Consider the following 14,713-nt stretch of genomic DNA (forward strand, 5'->3'; position numbering starts at 1 on the left):
CTATTTGCGGCGCTGCGCCTGCGCGGCGAGCCGCACCGCGGCATTGCTCGCGCCATAGCCGTCATAGCCGCCGCGCCGTTCGACGATCTCCATGAAGAAGCGCTGATCGAGCTGTTCCGTGTAAGCGTGGAAAAATTCGCCGCCGCGTTCATCGCGGTCATACAGGATGTTGTGTTCGCGCAGCGCGTCGAGCATGTCGTCCGGCAACGCGTAGCGCGCGGCGAGATCCTCGTAGTAATTGCGCGGGATGCGCAGCACCGGCAAGCCATCGGCGACAAACTCGGGAATCGCGCTGAAGATGTCGCTCGTGCTGAACGCCACGTGATTCAGGCCCGAGCCGTGATAGGTATGTAGCGCCTCGGCCACCGCCGTATGGTGATCCACCGAAGCGTTCAGCACCACGCGAACCGAACCGTCGCGGCTGCGCAGCGCGCGGCTGCGCACGAGCCCGTACGGATCGGGCACGAGCACGCCGGCTTCGGCCTGCAAGCCGAAGGCCGTGCGCAGAAACAGTACCCACGTATCCAGCGCATTCGCCGGCACCGCGAGGCACACGTGATCGATGCGGCTGAGCGGTCCCACTTCCGCCGGGCCGTTCATGTCCGTGAGGACGAAATCGGCTTCGAAAAGCGTGGGCTGATCCGGGGTTTCGTCGACGAAATAGTTCAGGCTGCTGTCCGGCGCCTGCACGGCGGGCAGCACGCGCTCGTTCGGGCCGATCTGACCGGAGAACGGCGCGTAGCCGAAGCCGGCCGCGCGCTCGAATGCCTGATGGGCGTCGTCCACGCGAAACGCCGACGCGCACAGCGACAAACCATGTTGCTGGAAGAACGCGTTCGCGAACGAATCGGGCTCGGCGTTCAGCACGATCGACGCCGCGCCGTGCTGATAGAGCGTCACATCTTTCGAACGATGCTGGCCCGCCTGGCGAAAACGTAGCTTGCCGAGCCAGTCTTCGAGACGCGCGCGCGTGGTGTGGTCCACCGCGAATTCCAGGAACTGATAGCCGACGTGCGCGGGCGCCGCCGGCGGCTCGAACAGGTCGCCGACCGGTTGCCGCGCCGCTTCGAGCAACGCGCGCGTCTGCTCTTCGAGGAACAGCAGCGAGCGATGGCCGTCCGCGGCGGTGATCGTGGTGGGCGCGGCGCGGAAACCGTCGTTGAAAATCTCCAGCGAAAGCGGGCCCTTGTAGCCCGCCTTCACGACCTGCGCGGTGAAACTGGCGAGGTCGAAATCGCCCTGGCCAGGGAAGCAGCGGTAATGGCGGCTCCATTCGAGCACGTCCATGGCGAGCTTCGGCGCGTCGGCAATCTGCACGAAGGCGATGCGCTCGCCCGGAATGTCGGCGATTCCATCCACCGTGTCGTTCAGCGACAGCGTGTGAAAGCTGTCGAGCACGAGCCCGAGATTCGGGTGATTCACTGCGTTCACGAGCTTCCACGCGTGCCGGTATGTCTTGACGTGCTTGCCCCACGCGAGCGCTTCATAACCGGCGATCACGCCCGCCGCCTCGGCCGCCCGCGCCAGCGCGCCCAGCTGGTCGATCATGAGATTGTCGTCGCCGATGGTGTCCGGCGACACGTTGCTGCACACCAGAATGCGATCCGTGCCCAGTTCGTGCATCACGTCGAACTTGCGTTTCGCGCGGTCCAGATTGCGCGCGAGGCGCTCGGCGCTCACGCCGTCGAAATCGCGGAACGGCTGGAACAGCATGATCTTCAGGCCGAGATCGTCGGCGATGCGCCGCACGTCGGCGGGCGAGCCGTCGAAATACAACAGGTCGTTCTCGAAGATCTCGACGCCTTCGAAGCCCGCTGCCTGGATCGCGGTCAGCTTTTCTACGAGGGTGCCGCTGATCGACACGGTGGCAATCGAACGTTGCATCAAAAACTCCTGCAAAAACAGTCGGACGGCAGTCGGGAACGCCTGCCGCAGCGTGCGCCGCCGGCTTCGCGCGGGCATGTTGCAATGCGCAATATGGGCGAGTTCGTTACAAGTACAGCAAGGCGCAGGCCAGAATCGCCCATATTAGGCGTAATTTTCGACAGTCTATACAAACTAACTAGATGGTACAAATTCGTATAAACCCCGAATGACGGGAGCCGTCAATGCGCGCACACTTCGCCATACGTTGAGAAGTGTTCCGTGCATCGGGTCGAACGCTTCAGGTCTTTTTTCTGCAACTGCTTGTCGTTGACGACAGGAGCCTATCTCATGAGCTTCGCATCAGTACTGGTCCTCAATGGACCGAATCTCAACCTGCTCGGCACGCGCGAGCCCGCCATCTACGGTTCGGAAACCCTCGACGACGTCGCGAGACTTTGCAGCGACGCGGGCGAGCGCCTCGACCTTTCAATCGAATTCTGCCAATCCAACGCCGAGCATCAATTGATCGACTGGTTGCACGCGGCACGCCTGAAGGTGGACGGCATCGTGATCAATCCAGCGGCGTTTACGCACACGTCGGTCGCGATCGCCGATGCGCTGAGCGCAATCGATAAGCCCGTGATCGAAGTGCATATTTCAAACGTGCATCGCCGTGAAGCGTTCCGCCACCACTCGTATGTGTCGGCGGTGGCCGAGGCGATCATCGTCGGTTGCGGCACGCAGGGCTATGTGCTCGCGCTCGAACGGATGGCCACCATCCTTAAGAATAGGGCGGCGAAATGAGCACGCCAATGAATGTGGAAGCAAAGGCACAAACGGGTGCAAACATGAATGCAAAGACTAGCGCGCAGGCAAGCGCCAATTCGTATCTCGTCGGTCTGATCGGCGCGGGCATCGGCGGCTCGCTGAGTCCCGCGATGCACGAGGAAGAGGGCAGCAAGCTCGGCTTGCACTACGTGTATCGGCGCATCGATCTCGAAGCACTGAAGCTTGACGTCAACGCGCTGCCCGACCTGCTCGTCGCCGCGGAACGCATGGGCTTCAACGGTTTGAACATCACGTATCCGTGCAAGCAGGCGGTGATTCCGCTGCTCGACGAATTGTCCGACGATGCCCGCGCGCTCGGCGCGGTCAACACCGTGCTCTTCAAGGACGGCAAACGCATCGGTCACAACACGGACTGGTCGGGTTTCGCGCGCGCTTTCCAGCGCGGCTTGCCGGACGTGTCGCTTGAACGCGTGGTGCAACTGGGCGCGGGCGGCGCGGGCGCGGCGGTCGCGCATGCGGCGCTGGCGATGGGCGCGCAAACGCTCACGCTGTTCGACGTGGACGCCGCGCGCGCCGCGTCGCTCGCCGAGGAATTGCAGAAACGCTTTGCCGACCGCACGGTGAGCGCCGGGACATCGCTTGGCGAAACGCTCGCCGCCGCCAACGGCCTGATTCACGCGACGCCGACCGGCATGGCGAAACTGCCCGGCCTGCCGCTGCCGGCCGAATTGCTGCATCGCGATCTGTGGGTCGCCGACATCGTTTATTTCCCGATTCGCACCGCGCTGCTGCAAGCGGCCGAGGCGCTCGGCTGCCGCACGCTGAGCGGCGGCGGCATGGCGGTGTATCAAGCGGTCGACGCCATGCGCATCTTCACGGGACTGGAACCCGACGCCGAACGCGTCTACACCCATTTTCAGTCTTTGTTGCAACGCTAACCGGTAGCGCAAGCCGGTAAATGACGGATAGATGACCAGTTAGGAGACTAAAACGACATGCCGCAACCTATTCAATCCAGTCCGGCCGACGCCACGCGTCAGGCCGGCGCAACGGCAAGCACCGCGCGCCGCTCGAACGCCCGCTATCAGATACTCGGGCTGCTCGCTGTCGGCACGATGATTAACTACCTGGACCGCACGGTGCTCGGCATTGCCGCGCCGCAGCTGACCAAGGAACTGGGCATCAACGCCGCGTTGATGGGTCTTCTGTTCTCCGTGTTTTCGTGGAGCTACGTGGCTTCGCAGATTCCGGGCGGCCTCTTTCTCGACCGGTTCGGCAGCAAGCTCACGTATTTCCTTTCGATGACCTTCTGGTCCCTCTGCACGCTCGCGCAAGGACTCGTGCACGGCATCTCCGGGTTGTTCGTGTTCCGGCTCGGCCTGGGCGTTTCCGAAGCGCCGTGTTTCCCGACCAATAGCCGCGTGGTCGCGACGTGGTTCCCGCAAAGCGAACGCGCGATGGCGACGGGCACGTACACCGTGGGCGAATATATCGGCCTCGCGTTCTTCAGCCCGTTCCTGTTCATGCTCATGGGCGCGTTCGGCTGGCGTTCGCTGTTTTATGTGGTGGGCGGCGTGGGCATCGTGTTCGGCATCGTCTGGTGGTTGTTTTATCGCGAACCGCGCGATCATCCGTCGGCGAATCAGGCCGAACTCGACTATATCGAAGCGGGCGGCGGTCTGACGCACCGGCATAAGGACGCGGCTGCCGCGGGTGCGCCCGCGAAGAGCGGCTTCGAATGGCGCACCATTGGACGCCTGCTCAAGCATCGCCAGCTGACCGGCATCTGTCTCGGCCAGTTCGCGGGCAACTCGACGCTCGTGTTCTTCCTCACGTGGTTCCCGACGTATCTCGCCACCGAACGTCATATGGCGTGGCTGAAGATCGGCTTCTTCGCGATCATGCCGTTCATCGCGGCGTCGATCGGCGTGATGTTCGGCGGGATCTTCTCCGACTGGCTGCTGCGTCGCGGCAAGTCGGCCAACGTTGCGCGCAAGCTGCCGATCATCGCCGGCCTGCTGCTCGCGTCGACGATCATTCTTGCCAACTATGTCGAGAGCAACGTCGCGGTGATCGCGATTCTGTCGGTGGCGTTCTTCGCGCAAGGCATGGCTGCGTTGGGCTGGACGCTCGTGTCGGACATCGCACCGGAAGGCCTGCTCGGCGTGACCGGCGGCATCTTCAACTTCGCGGCGAATCTGGCCGGCATCGTGACGCCGCTCGTGGTGGGCTTCATCGTGGCGGCGACGGGTTCGTTTGTCGGCGCGCTGGTGTTCATCGGCGTAGTCGCGTTGATCGGCGCGCTGTCGTACATTTTTATCGTCGGCGATATCAAGCGGATCGTGCTGGTGGATTGAGTGCTTGTTTGACTGCTTGTTTCAAGGCATAAAAAAAGGGACGTGGCGCAGGCCACGTCCCTTTTTGCATGTGCAGCCACACGTGGCGCTTCAGCCTTCCTTGCGCACGAAACGCAGCACGGCGTCGACGATCATCGCGCGATGACGCGCGCGCAGCCGCGGATGCGACGGGTCGCGCCCAAACGCCGTGCCGAACGTATGGCGATTCGCGACGCGATGAAAGCACAGCGAGCTGATCAGCAGATGCAGGTCGATCGGGTCCAGGTCGTTGCGAAACTTGCCGGCCGCGACACCGCGTGCGAGCAGATCTTCAATGGTATGAATGACGGTGACGTTGCGGCCCTTGAAGCTCTTGGCCTGCTCCACATATTTCGCGCCGTTGATGTTTTCGATCGTCACGAGGCGCACGAAATCGCGCTGGCGGTCGTGATAGTCGAACGTGAATTCGACGAGCGCGCGCATGCCCTCGACCGGATCGAGTTCGCTGACATGCAGATCCTGTTCGAGCGCGCGAATGTCGCCATACACCTTTTCGAGCACCGCCTGGTACAACCCTTCCTTGCTGCCGAAGTAGTAGTACAGCATGCGCTTCGTGGTGTTCGTGCGTTCCGCGATCGCGTCGACGCGCGCGCCCGTCAGCCCCATCGCGGAGAACTCCTGGGTCGCGACGTCGAGAATGTTGCGCTTTGTCTGTTCGGGGTCGTACTTGCGACGGGCGTCGCTACGCTTGGCGTCCTTAAGCGGTGCCTCGGACGGGATGCCGTTGGTATCGGGCTCGGCGGCCTTGCTTCCCTTTTTCATTGTGTAATCGAGCGGCAGTGACGGCGCATTTTAGCATGGCGAAAACCGCCTCCGGCGCGGGTTCTTGGCGCAAAAGAGCCGTGCGGCGTTCTTGCGTCGCGACGTTTGGCGTGACGCGCGCGAGACGGCTATCCCACGCTGCCGTGAACTCGTCGGCGGCGCGCGGCGAGGGCGTCGCGCGTTTGCATCGCGGTATAGGTCAACTGGGCGGCGGCGAGGCCGAGCGCGCCATAGGCGGGCGCGAGGCCGAATGCCGCGAACGCTTCGGGCACCGGACGCTCGCCCGCGATCGCCGCGGCCAGCAATTCGCCGGACACCGTGGTCGGCGCCATGCCGTGTCCGCCGAAGCCGACCGCGTGCCACACGCCGTCCGCGCTGCGGCCGATTTGCGGCATCTTGTGACGCGCGTAACTCATGAGTCCGCCCCACGCATAGTCGACTTGCACGTCGTGCAATTGCGGATAGACCTTCACCAGATCGCGTCGCAGGAGCCGCGCGATGACTTCCGGCGCGCGGTCGCGCACCGAAATGCGTCCGCCCCACAGAATGCGGGTGTCGGGCAGCGGCCGGTAATAGTCGAAGGCGAAGCGCGTGTCGTAGATGGCCGCGCGCGTGCCGATCGCGTCTTGCAGACGCGCGCCGAGCGGCTCGGTCGCCATCACGTACGTCGCGATGGGCAGCACCGCGCGCTCGACTTTCGCATAGACGTTGCGTGCATAGCCGCCGCCCGCCATCACGACGTGCCGCGCCTCGATCGCGCCTTGCAGCGTGTGCACGACGAAGCCGGCGCCGTCGCGCTGCAAACGTACGACGGGTGATTGCTCGTGAATCTGCACGCCGGCTCTGGACGCCGCATTCGCTACGCCAAGCACATATTTCAGCGGATGAAAGTGAAATGCGTTGCGCTCGAAGAGGCCGCCGTGATAACGGCGCGTGTGCAATTGCGAGGCGAGTTGGTCAGCCGTCACCGGTTCCCAATCGACGCCGAACGAATCGCGCATCAGACGCCGCTGCGCGTCGAGCCGCGTGGGGTCGTCGAACCAGTTCGCGAGAATCACGCCGGCGTCGGTGACATCGCAATCTATCCGATAGCGCGCAATGCGGCTGCGCATCAGATCGACGGCGACGGTAGTGAGCGTATAAAGCTCGCGCGCACGGACGGCGCCGAGCGTTTTCAGCAGGTCGGCGCAATCGAGGCTGTAGCCGCCGAACACGAAGCCGCCGTTGCGCCCGGACGCGCCGAAGCCGACTTGCCGCGCTTCGAGCACGGCGACTTCGGCGACGCCGCGCTCGGCGAGCCCCAACGCCGCCGACAACCCCGCGAGCCCGCCGCCGATGATGCACACGTCGACACCGCGCCGCCCGGCGAGCGGCGCATAAGCGGACGAGCGTGCGACAGTGGCTTCGTAAAAACTTTGCATAGCGGCTAGGGTAGCGGCAATCGCGCGCGCGCGTCTAGCCGCGTGTGGCGTATGCGGACTATCGTGCCCAGCGCAACACCAGCGGATCGAGCCGGCGCGCGACTTTCAGCAAGCCTTCGCGCGTGGCCGGATGCATCGCGGGCAACGGGTGGCGCACCGCGTCCGAGCGGATCACGCCGCCTGCCTTCATTAACGCCTTGCACGACGCGAGACCGCCCTGGCGGTTCTCGTAGTTGATGAGCGGCAGCCACTTCTGATAATGAGCGGCGGCGGCTTCGGTGTCGCCGGCCGCATAGGCGTCGATAATCAGACGGATGCCGTCGGCGTAACCGCCGCCTGTCATCGAACCCGTTGCGCCCGCATCGAGATCGGCCATCAGCGTGATGGCTTCTTCGCCGTCCCACGGACCGACAATCGCATCGCCGCCCAGTTCGATCAATTCGCGCAGCTTGTTCGCGGCTTGCGGCACTTCGATCTTGAAGTACGACACCTGTTCGATCTCGCGAGCCATGCGCGCGAGAAATGGCGCGGACAACGGCGTGCCGCTGACCGGCGCGTCCTGAATCATGATCGGAATGTCGATTGCATCGGACACAGTGCGATAGAACTCGGCAATGCCGCGCTCGCCGATGCGGATCGTCGCGCCGTGATACGGCGGCATGACCATGACCATCGCGGCGCCCGCGATTTGCGCGCGGCGGCTGCGTTGCGCGCATTGATACGAGCTGAAGTGCGTGGTCGTGACGATCACCGGCACGCGGCCCGCGACGTGATCGAGCACGACGTGCATCAGCGTGTCGCGCTCTTCGTCGGAGAGCGCGAACTGTTCCGAGAAGTTCGCGAGAATGCACAGGCCGTTCGAACCCGCGTCGATCATGAAGTCGATACAGCGCTTCTGGCCTTCAAGGTCGAGCTGGCCGGCTTCGTCGAAAATGGTCGGCGCAACGGGGAATACGCCGCGCAACGCGGTGGCTTTGATCGCTTGAGTCATGGTGTGCGGCTCTGGAAGAAGTGGGGCGGTTCGAGTGTCTCCGGTTGCCGACTATACGGCTGCACGGCTCGCAGGTATATTGAATTGTTTCCATCCTGTGATCGCTTTTACGACTCACTGCGGCTCTCATGAAAGACACGTTGAACATCCTGCTCGGCAAGCTGCGCATGAAGCAGTTGCAACTCCTGATCGCGCTCGACGACCAGAAGTCGCTGCACAAATCGGCGGGCATCATGTCGATGACGCAATCGGCTGCGAGCAAGGCCTTGCAGGAACTCGAATCGATGTTCGAGGCGCCGCTTTTCGAGCGCTCGAAAAGCGGCATGATTCCGAATCAGCTCGGCCATTGCGTGATTCGCTACGCGCGTGTCGTGGCCACCGATCTCACCGCGCTATGTCAGGACGTCGCTGAAATACGCTCGGGGCGCGGCGGGCGTCTCGCCGTGGGCGCGATCATGGGCGCAATACCGGAGTGCGTGGTGCCGGCCATCAACCGGTTGCATGCGGGGCAGCCGAACCTGTCGATCGAAGTCGTCGAAGACACCAGCGCGCGCATGCTGGCGCAACTCGACGAGGGCCGGCTCGACCTGGTGATCGGCCGCGCGGCGGTGGCCGCCGATCCGTCGAAATACCAGTACCGTCCGCTCGCGGACGAGCCGCTTTCGGTCGTGGTGGGTTATGGCCATCCGCCGTTGCCGAGGAAGGAGGTGAAGCTGGGCGATCTGGCGGATCATCGTTGGGTCGTGTATCCGTCGCATATGCCATTGCACGCGCTGCTGGAGCGCGAAATGGATCTCGCCGGGCTCGCCATGCCGGATAACCCGATTTCCACCGCATCGACGTTCGTCACGGTCGCCCTATTGCAAAGCAGCGCCGATCTTGTGTCGTTGTTGCCGACTGCGATCGCTGAATTGTTCGTTCGGCAAAAAATGCTGCGTGTCGTGCCGGTCAAACTGAAGTCGCCGTCGCAAACTTTCGGCATCGTGACGCGCAAAGGCGGCGTGTTGTCGCCGCCGGCCGGGCGGTTCGTGGAATTACTGCGAGAAGAAGAGAAAGTGCAGGGCGCGCGAAAGCCGATGCGCGCGTCAAAACAGAAAGCCGCGCGGGCCGTCACGAAGCGAAAAGCTGCCTGAGCGAGTGTTTTTCGCCGTCGCGCGAAGACGTCGAATATCGCACGGCAATTCGCACTTTGCTATGCGCTTCCGAACAGTGTTGTAGCGGTGACACTTGGGGGTAAATCCGAACCAATTGAGCGTCTGCGTTCGCGCTACACTGATTAAAGGGTGTCTGATTCAGAGCTGGCACCCGTCCGGGGAGAGCAGGTATGAATCGGCCATCGGTTCGGGTTCCGCTTCGCGCGACCAGCGCCACGTCGGTGCGCAAATGGTTCAAATGGGCGCTGGTGGCGGCGTTGCTGCTTGGCCTGGCGTGGCTGGTACGGCTTTGCCAGCTGGAAATAGAAACCTCGCGGCTTCAGGCGCATTACCTCTCCGAATTGACCCGCGACGTGGGTTTTTCCGTCGACGAAGGTCCAAGCCATTCCATTCGTTTTCCCGAGGCGGACAAAGGTCCTTACGACACGCGTCTCGGCTATGCGTTGCTGCCGTCTTTCCAGCAACGTCTGCTGCAACGCGGCTTTGAAATCACCGCGCAGGCGCGCGATTCGGAACGCATGCTCGCGCTTGCGGACAGAAGCCTTTTCCTGCCTTACGCCGAGAAAGACCAAGCCGGCTTGCAGCTCTTCGACGGCACCGGCGCGCCGCTTTTTGGCGGGACTTTTCCGGGGCGCGTGTATGACAGTTTCGAGGCGATTCCGCCGCTCGTCGTCAATTCGCTGCTCTTTATCGAAGACCGTTATCTGCTCGATCCGAATCAGCCGAACCGCAACCCGGCCATCGACTGGGGACGCTTTAGCCGCGCCCTCGCCGACCAGGGCGCGCGCGTGTTCAACCATCATCAGGCGACGCCCGGCGGCAGCACGCTCGCCACGCAGATCGAAAAATTCCGCCACTCGGCGGGCGGCCGCACCGCGACGCCGCCGGAGAAGCTGCGGCAGATCGCATCGGCTTCGGTTCGCGCCTATCTGAACGGCCCGCAAACGATGCCCGCGCGTCGGCAGATCGTCGTGCATTATCTGAATTCGGTGCCGCTTGCCGCGCAACCCGGCGTCGGCGAAATCAACGGCATGGGCGACGGTCTCGCCGCGTGGTACGGGCGGGATTTCAGCGAGGTGAACCGCATCCTCAATGCGCCTTCCACCGAAGAAAATCTCCCGGAGCAGGGCGCGGCTTTCCGCGAGGTGCTCTCGCTGATGATCGCGCAACGCGCGCCTTCGTACTTCCTGCATCGCGGCTATCCCGATCTCGAACGGCTGACCGACAGCTATCTGCGGCTGCTCGCGAACGGCGGCGTGATCTCCGTGGCGTTGCGCGACGCGGCGCTCGCCGCTCAAGTGCAATTGCATCGGGCCACGAAGCCCGCTGAAAACGCGGCTTCGTTCGTGTCGCGCAAGGCCGTGACGTCGATGCGCTCGAACCTGCTGGCGACCCTCGGCATTCCGAGCTTCTACGAACTCGACCGGCTGGATTTGAAGGCCACGGGCACGCTCAACAACGCGGTTCAGCAGGCCGTGAGCGAACGGCTTGCCGCTGCCGCGACACGCGACGGCGCGAAGGCTGCGGGTCTCGTCGGCTTTGAAATGCTGCGCGCGACCGACGACCCGTCGAAAATCGCCTACAGCTTCACGCTATTCGAGCGACGCGACGGCGCGAATCTCGTGCGCGTGCAAACGGACAGTGTGAATCAGCCGTTCGACATTAATTCGGGCGCGCGGCTGAATCTCGGTTCGACTGCGAAACTGCGTACCGTGGTCACGTATTTGCAGATCGTGTCGCAGTTGCACGCGCGTTATGCGACGCTCAGCACGGCGGAACTCAAAGCGATCAAACCCGATCCGAACGATCAATTGACGCGCTGGGCGCTCGACTATCTGCTGCATACACGCGACCATTCGTTGCAGCCCATGCTCGACGCAGCCGTGGAGCGCAAATACTCGGCGAATCCGGGTGAAACGTTCTATACGGGCGGCGGCGCGCAGACCTTCAACAATTTCGAATCCGACGACAATAGCCGCATTCTCACGGTGCGCCGCGCGTTCCAGCACTCGGTGAACCTGGTGTTCGTGCGGCTGATGCGCGACATCGTGCACTACGAGATGGTGCAAACCACCGGAGCTTCGTCGCAATGGCTCGGCGATCCGGCGATCCGCAAGATGTACCTGACGCGTTTTGCCGATCAGGAAAGCCGCGTGTACATGAATCGCTTCTACACGAAGTATCACGGCAAGACGCGTGACCAGGCGCTCACGCTGTTGCTGCTCGGCGTGCGCAAATCGCCGCCGAAAGTCGCGACCGTTTTGCGTAGCGTTGCGCCGGACGAGTCCAACGCGTGGTTTAACGCGAAGATGCGCGCCGCGCTGAAGAACACGCCGGCTGCATCCATACTCGACGACGAAGATCTTGAGAATCTCTACAACAAATACGGCATCGACCGCTTCAATCTGAACGACCGCGGTTATATCGCGAGCGTGCATCCGCTCGAACTGTGGACGCTCAACTATTTGCGCGAGCATCCCGACGCCACGCTCAACGAGATTCAGAGCGCGAGCCGCGACGTGCGTCTGTCGACGTATTCGTGGCTCTTCAAGACGCGCTATCACGCCACGCAGGATCGCCGCATCAAACGCATGGTCGAATTGCGAGCCTACGACGCGATCGGCAAATCGTGGCAGGCACTCGGCTATCCATTCGCGACGCTCACGCCTTCCTATGCGGCGGCAATCGGTGCATCGGGCGACAGGCCCGCCGCGCTCGCGCAACTGATCGGCGTGATTGCGAGCGACGGCAACAAGGTGCCGACCGAAAGCCTCACGCAACTCGACTTCGCGAAAGACACGCCCTACGAAACGCATTTCCAGCGCGCGGCCATCGCGCCGCAACGGCAGGTTTCGCCGGAAATCGCGGGTCTTGTCAAAGGCATGTTGCGCGATGTCGTGACAGGCGGCACCGCACGCCGCCTGGCGCAAGGCATGACGTTCCCGGACGGCCGCACGCTCGACGTCTACGGCAAGACCGGCACGGGCGATCAGCGCTTTAACGTGTTCGCGAAGGGCGCGCGGCTGATCGAGTCGCGCAAGGTGAACCGCAGCGCGACGTTCGTGTTTGCTATCGGCGATCGCTTCTACGGCACGCTGACCGCGTGGGTGCACGAGCCGTATGCCGCTCACTACGAATTCACCAGCGCGCTGTCGGTGCAATTGCTGAAGACAATGGCCCCCGCGTTGCAGCCCTTGCTCGACACGCCGCCCGCTAAAACCGCAACGGCAACGAAGGTCGCCGTCGCGAATCAATAAGGCTCGGTCGCCGGTTTGAGAAACAGTTCGTGCACCGGCGCGAAGTGCGCATAGAGCGGCAGAATCGCGCCGCCCATGGCGCGCGCGTCGGCGCCTATCGCGCCTTCAAGTAGTTGTGGGCGCACCATCCCTTCCCATTCGTAGCGATCGAGTACGCGCTCCGTGCGTCGAATGATTTCACGCACCACTTGCCGGTCGAGTTCGCCGTCGATCACCACGGCTTCGAGGTCGAGCAACGCCGCCGCATTGGTGAGCGCGCTGGCAATCGCGGGACACGCGCTGTCGAGCCACTGCTCCGTATGCCGCCACATCTCCGGCGATAACGCTCGATGGTCGTGCGCGGCGGCAGCCGGTTTGCCCGCATCGCTCAGCAACCGTTCGAGCACGAAGCCCGAGGCCGCGTGCAGCAGTTGCCGCGCGGGCTTGCGCGCGCCGCCCTCACGCAGCGGAATCGAACCGACCGCACCGGCGTTGTCGTGCGGGCCGCCATGCAGACGGCCGTCGATCACCAGTCCGCCGCCGACAAAAGTGCCCACGAACAGATACAGAAAGTTATGGATGCCGCGTCCTTGACCCATCACGAGTTCGGCGGCGCAGGCGGCCGTGGTGTCCTTCGCGAATTCGACCGGCAGCCCGGTCATGGTCGCGATGCGCGAGCGCAGGTCGATCTCGTTCCATGCATCCAGCGCGTCGGGCGGAGCGCCGAGAAAGTCGCGCCATCCGCCGAGCCACAACGGCGCCGCGACACCGACGCCCACGACCTTGTTCGCGTTCGCGCCGAGTGTCTGATTGACGCGCGCGAGCCTGCTTTCGAGCGCGGGAAACAGCGTGTGCGGATCGGGGTACGGATACTCGAATACATCGCGGCACACGACGCGGCCTGCGAAATCCATGGCCAGTACGTCGAGGCTGCGACGGCCGACCTTGATGCCGATCGTGTACGCGCCGTCCGCGCGCAACGCGATCGGCACAGAGGGTTGGCCGATCTTGCCGCGTACACGCGCCTGCTTTTCGAGTAGCCCGTCGTCGATCAGACGATCCACGATCATCGAGACCGTCTGCATCGAAAGACGCGTCAGGCGGCCCACGTCGGCCTTTGGCAGCGGCCCATGCAGGCGGATGGTCTGCAACACGATGCGCTCGTTGAACTGCCGCATGCCGACCTGGTTCGAGCCGACCGTGCGTTTGAGAGGCGAGCGGGCGCCGGTGATGTCCATCGTCGTGACCCCGCTCAGAAGGAAGCCTGCGTCATGCAATCGCCTTGACGTCGGCTTCTTTTGCGCCGGTCATGATCGCGACCGCCTCCGACATATGCACGTCTTTCGTATTGACGAGCGCGGCGCGCCGGCCAAGCCGCTGAATATGAATGCGGTCGGCGACCTCGAATACGTGCGGCATGTTGTGGCTGATGAGAATCACCGGCAGTCCGCGATCGCGCACCCGGCGAATCAGTTCGAGCACCATGTTGCCTTCCTTCACGCCGAGCGCGGCGGTCGGCTCGTCGAGAATCACCACGTGCCGCGCGAACGCCGCGCTGCGCGCCACCGCAACGCCCTGGCGCTGACCGCCGGAAAGCGTTTCGACCGCCTGACGCATCGAACGGATGCCGATTTGCAGGCCCTTCATATGCGCGGTCGCTTCTTCGAGCATGCGGCGTTTGTCGATCATCTTGAAGATCGAACCGCGCCAGCCGGGCTTCAGCAATTCCCGAGCGAGAAAAAGATTTTCCGCGATGCTCATGGCCGGCGCGACCGCGAGTTCCTGGTACACGGTTTCGATGCCTTGCGCGCGCGCATCGAGCGGGCTGCGGAATTTGACGGGCTTGCCGTCGAGGAGAATCTCGCCTTCGTCCGGCACGGTCGCGCCGGACAGCGCCTTGATCAACGACGATTTCCCCGCGCCGTTGTCGCCGATCACGGCGAGAATCTCGCCGGGCAGCACTTCGAAATCGCAACCGTCGAGCGCGGTCACGTTGCCATAACGTTTGATGAGTCCGCGCGCCTGCAGAACGGGCATCGCGGCAGAAGCGGAAGTAGGTGTCGACATGACGGGCCTCATGCAAGATGTGTGCGATTTG

Annotated in this window: 11 protein-coding genes; 5 read left to right on the forward strand and 6 right to left on the reverse strand. The window is 63.3% G+C overall.

All coding sequences use genetic code 11. The annotated features are described in order from the left end of the window. Positions 1-1,884, reverse strand: a complete 1,884-nt coding sequence (locus VOM14_RS02555; RefSeq protein ID WP_327627084.1) for a bifunctional sugar phosphate isomerase/epimerase/4-hydroxyphenylpyruvate dioxygenase family protein — start codon at positions 1,882-1,884, stop codon at positions 1-3. Positions 1,885-2,214: 330 nt separating this feature from the next. Here VOM14_RS02555 and aroQ point away from each other — a divergent pair, with 330 nt between their 5' ends. From aroQ to VOM14_RS02570, 3 genes are read left to right on the forward strand one after another with little or no spacing between them, the layout of a single operon-like run. Next, on the forward strand, positions 2,215-2,670 hold the full coding sequence (gene aroQ / locus VOM14_RS02560) for a type II 3-dehydroquinate dehydratase (RefSeq protein ID WP_327627085.1): 456 nt from the start codon (positions 2,215-2,217) through the stop codon (positions 2,668-2,670). 44 nt (positions 2,671-2,714) lie between these two features. Further along, positions 2,715-3,593, forward strand: a complete 879-nt coding sequence (locus VOM14_RS02565; protein ID WP_442955508.1) for a shikimate dehydrogenase — start codon at positions 2,715-2,717, stop codon at positions 3,591-3,593. Positions 3,594-3,650: 57 nt separating this feature from the next. Then, positions 3,651-5,012, forward strand: coding sequence for an MFS transporter (locus VOM14_RS02570; RefSeq protein ID WP_327627087.1), 1,362 nt, complete (start codon positions 3,651-3,653; stop codon positions 5,010-5,012). A gap of 90 nt (positions 5,013-5,102) precedes the next feature. Here VOM14_RS02570 and VOM14_RS02575 read toward each other — a convergent pair whose 3' ends face one another. From VOM14_RS02575 to VOM14_RS02585, 3 genes are all read right to left on the reverse strand, one after another. Continuing rightward, complete coding sequence (locus tag VOM14_RS02575) at positions 5,103-5,813, reverse strand: TetR/AcrR family transcriptional regulator (protein ID WP_327627088.1); 711 nt, start codon at positions 5,811-5,813, stop codon at positions 5,103-5,105. Between the two features lie 128 nt (positions 5,814-5,941). Continuing rightward, complete coding sequence (locus VOM14_RS02580; RefSeq protein WP_327627089.1) at positions 5,942-7,234, reverse strand: NAD(P)/FAD-dependent oxidoreductase; 1,293 nt, start codon at positions 7,232-7,234, stop codon at positions 5,942-5,944. A gap of 58 nt (positions 7,235-7,292) precedes the next feature. Beyond that, positions 7,293-8,225 (reverse strand): dihydrodipicolinate synthase family protein, encoded by a 933-nt coding sequence (locus VOM14_RS02585; protein ID WP_327627090.1) that lies wholly within the window; start codon positions 8,223-8,225, stop codon positions 7,293-7,295. A gap of 128 nt (positions 8,226-8,353) precedes the next feature. Between VOM14_RS02585 and VOM14_RS02590 the strand changes: the two genes are divergently transcribed. Together VOM14_RS02590 and VOM14_RS02595 are read left to right on the forward strand one after the other, a co-directional pair. Continuing rightward, complete coding sequence (locus VOM14_RS02590) at positions 8,354-9,358, forward strand: LysR family transcriptional regulator (RefSeq protein ID WP_327627091.1); 1,005 nt, start codon at positions 8,354-8,356, stop codon at positions 9,356-9,358. Between the two features lie 191 nt (positions 9,359-9,549). Further along, positions 9,550-12,636, forward strand: coding sequence for a transglycosylase domain-containing protein (locus VOM14_RS02595; RefSeq protein ID WP_327627092.1), 3,087 nt, complete (start codon positions 9,550-9,552; stop codon positions 12,634-12,636). Here VOM14_RS02595 and VOM14_RS02600 read toward each other — a convergent pair. After that, positions 12,630-13,853 carry an ROK family transcriptional regulator gene (locus tag VOM14_RS02600; protein ID WP_327627093.1) on the reverse strand — a complete coding sequence of 408 codons (1,224 nt, stop codon included), beginning with the start codon at positions 13,851-13,853 and terminating at the stop codon, positions 12,630-12,632. The two genes, VOM14_RS02595 and VOM14_RS02600, sit on opposite strands and share 7 nt — an antisense overlap. Positions 13,854-13,884: 31 nt before the next feature. After that, positions 13,885-14,682, reverse strand: a complete 798-nt coding sequence (locus tag VOM14_RS02605) for an ATP-binding cassette domain-containing protein (protein ID WP_327627094.1) — start codon at positions 14,680-14,682, stop codon at positions 13,885-13,887. Positions 14,683-14,713: the final 31 nt, after the last annotated feature.

It is taken from the genome of Paraburkholderia sp. MPAMCS5 (assembly GCF_036016995.1).
GTDB lineage: Bacteria > Pseudomonadota > Gammaproteobacteria > Burkholderiales > Burkholderiaceae > Paraburkholderia.

What these genes read in the sequence shown, in the direction of transcription:
- VOM14_RS02555 (WP_327627084.1), bottom strand. Translation starts at nt 1,884, where the DNA reads ATGCAACGTTCGATTGCCACCGTGTCGATCAGCGGCACCCTCGTAGAA.
- aroQ (WP_327627085.1), top strand. Translation starts at nt 2,215, where the DNA reads ATGAGCTTCGCATCAGTACTGGTCCTCAATGGACCGAATCTCAACCTG.
- VOM14_RS02565 (WP_442955508.1), top strand. Translation starts at nt 2,715, where the DNA reads ATGAATGCAAAGACTAGCGCGCAGGCAAGCGCCAATTCGTATCTCGTC.
- VOM14_RS02570 (WP_327627087.1), top strand. Translation starts at nt 3,651, where the DNA reads ATGCCGCAACCTATTCAATCCAGTCCGGCCGACGCCACGCGTCAGGCC.
- VOM14_RS02575 (WP_327627088.1), bottom strand. Translation starts at nt 5,813, where the DNA reads ATGAAAAAGGGAAGCAAGGCCGCCGAGCCCGATACCAACGGCATCCCG.
- VOM14_RS02580 (WP_327627089.1), bottom strand. Translation starts at nt 7,234, where the DNA reads ATGCAAAGTTTTTACGAAGCCACTGTCGCACGCTCGTCCGCTTATGCG.
- VOM14_RS02585 (WP_327627090.1), bottom strand. Translation starts at nt 8,225, where the DNA reads ATGACTCAAGCGATCAAAGCCACCGCGTTGCGCGGCGTATTCCCCGTT.
- VOM14_RS02590 (WP_327627091.1), top strand. Translation starts at nt 8,354, where the DNA reads ATGAAAGACACGTTGAACATCCTGCTCGGCAAGCTGCGCATGAAGCAG.
- VOM14_RS02595 (WP_327627092.1), top strand. Translation starts at nt 9,550, where the DNA reads ATGAATCGGCCATCGGTTCGGGTTCCGCTTCGCGCGACCAGCGCCACG.
- VOM14_RS02600 (WP_327627093.1), bottom strand. Translation starts at nt 13,853, where the DNA reads ATGGACATCACCGGCGCCCGCTCGCCTCTCAAACGCACGGTCGGCTCG.
- VOM14_RS02605 (WP_327627094.1), bottom strand. Translation starts at nt 14,682, where the DNA reads ATGTCGACACCTACTTCCGCTTCTGCCGCGATGCCCGTTCTGCAGGCG.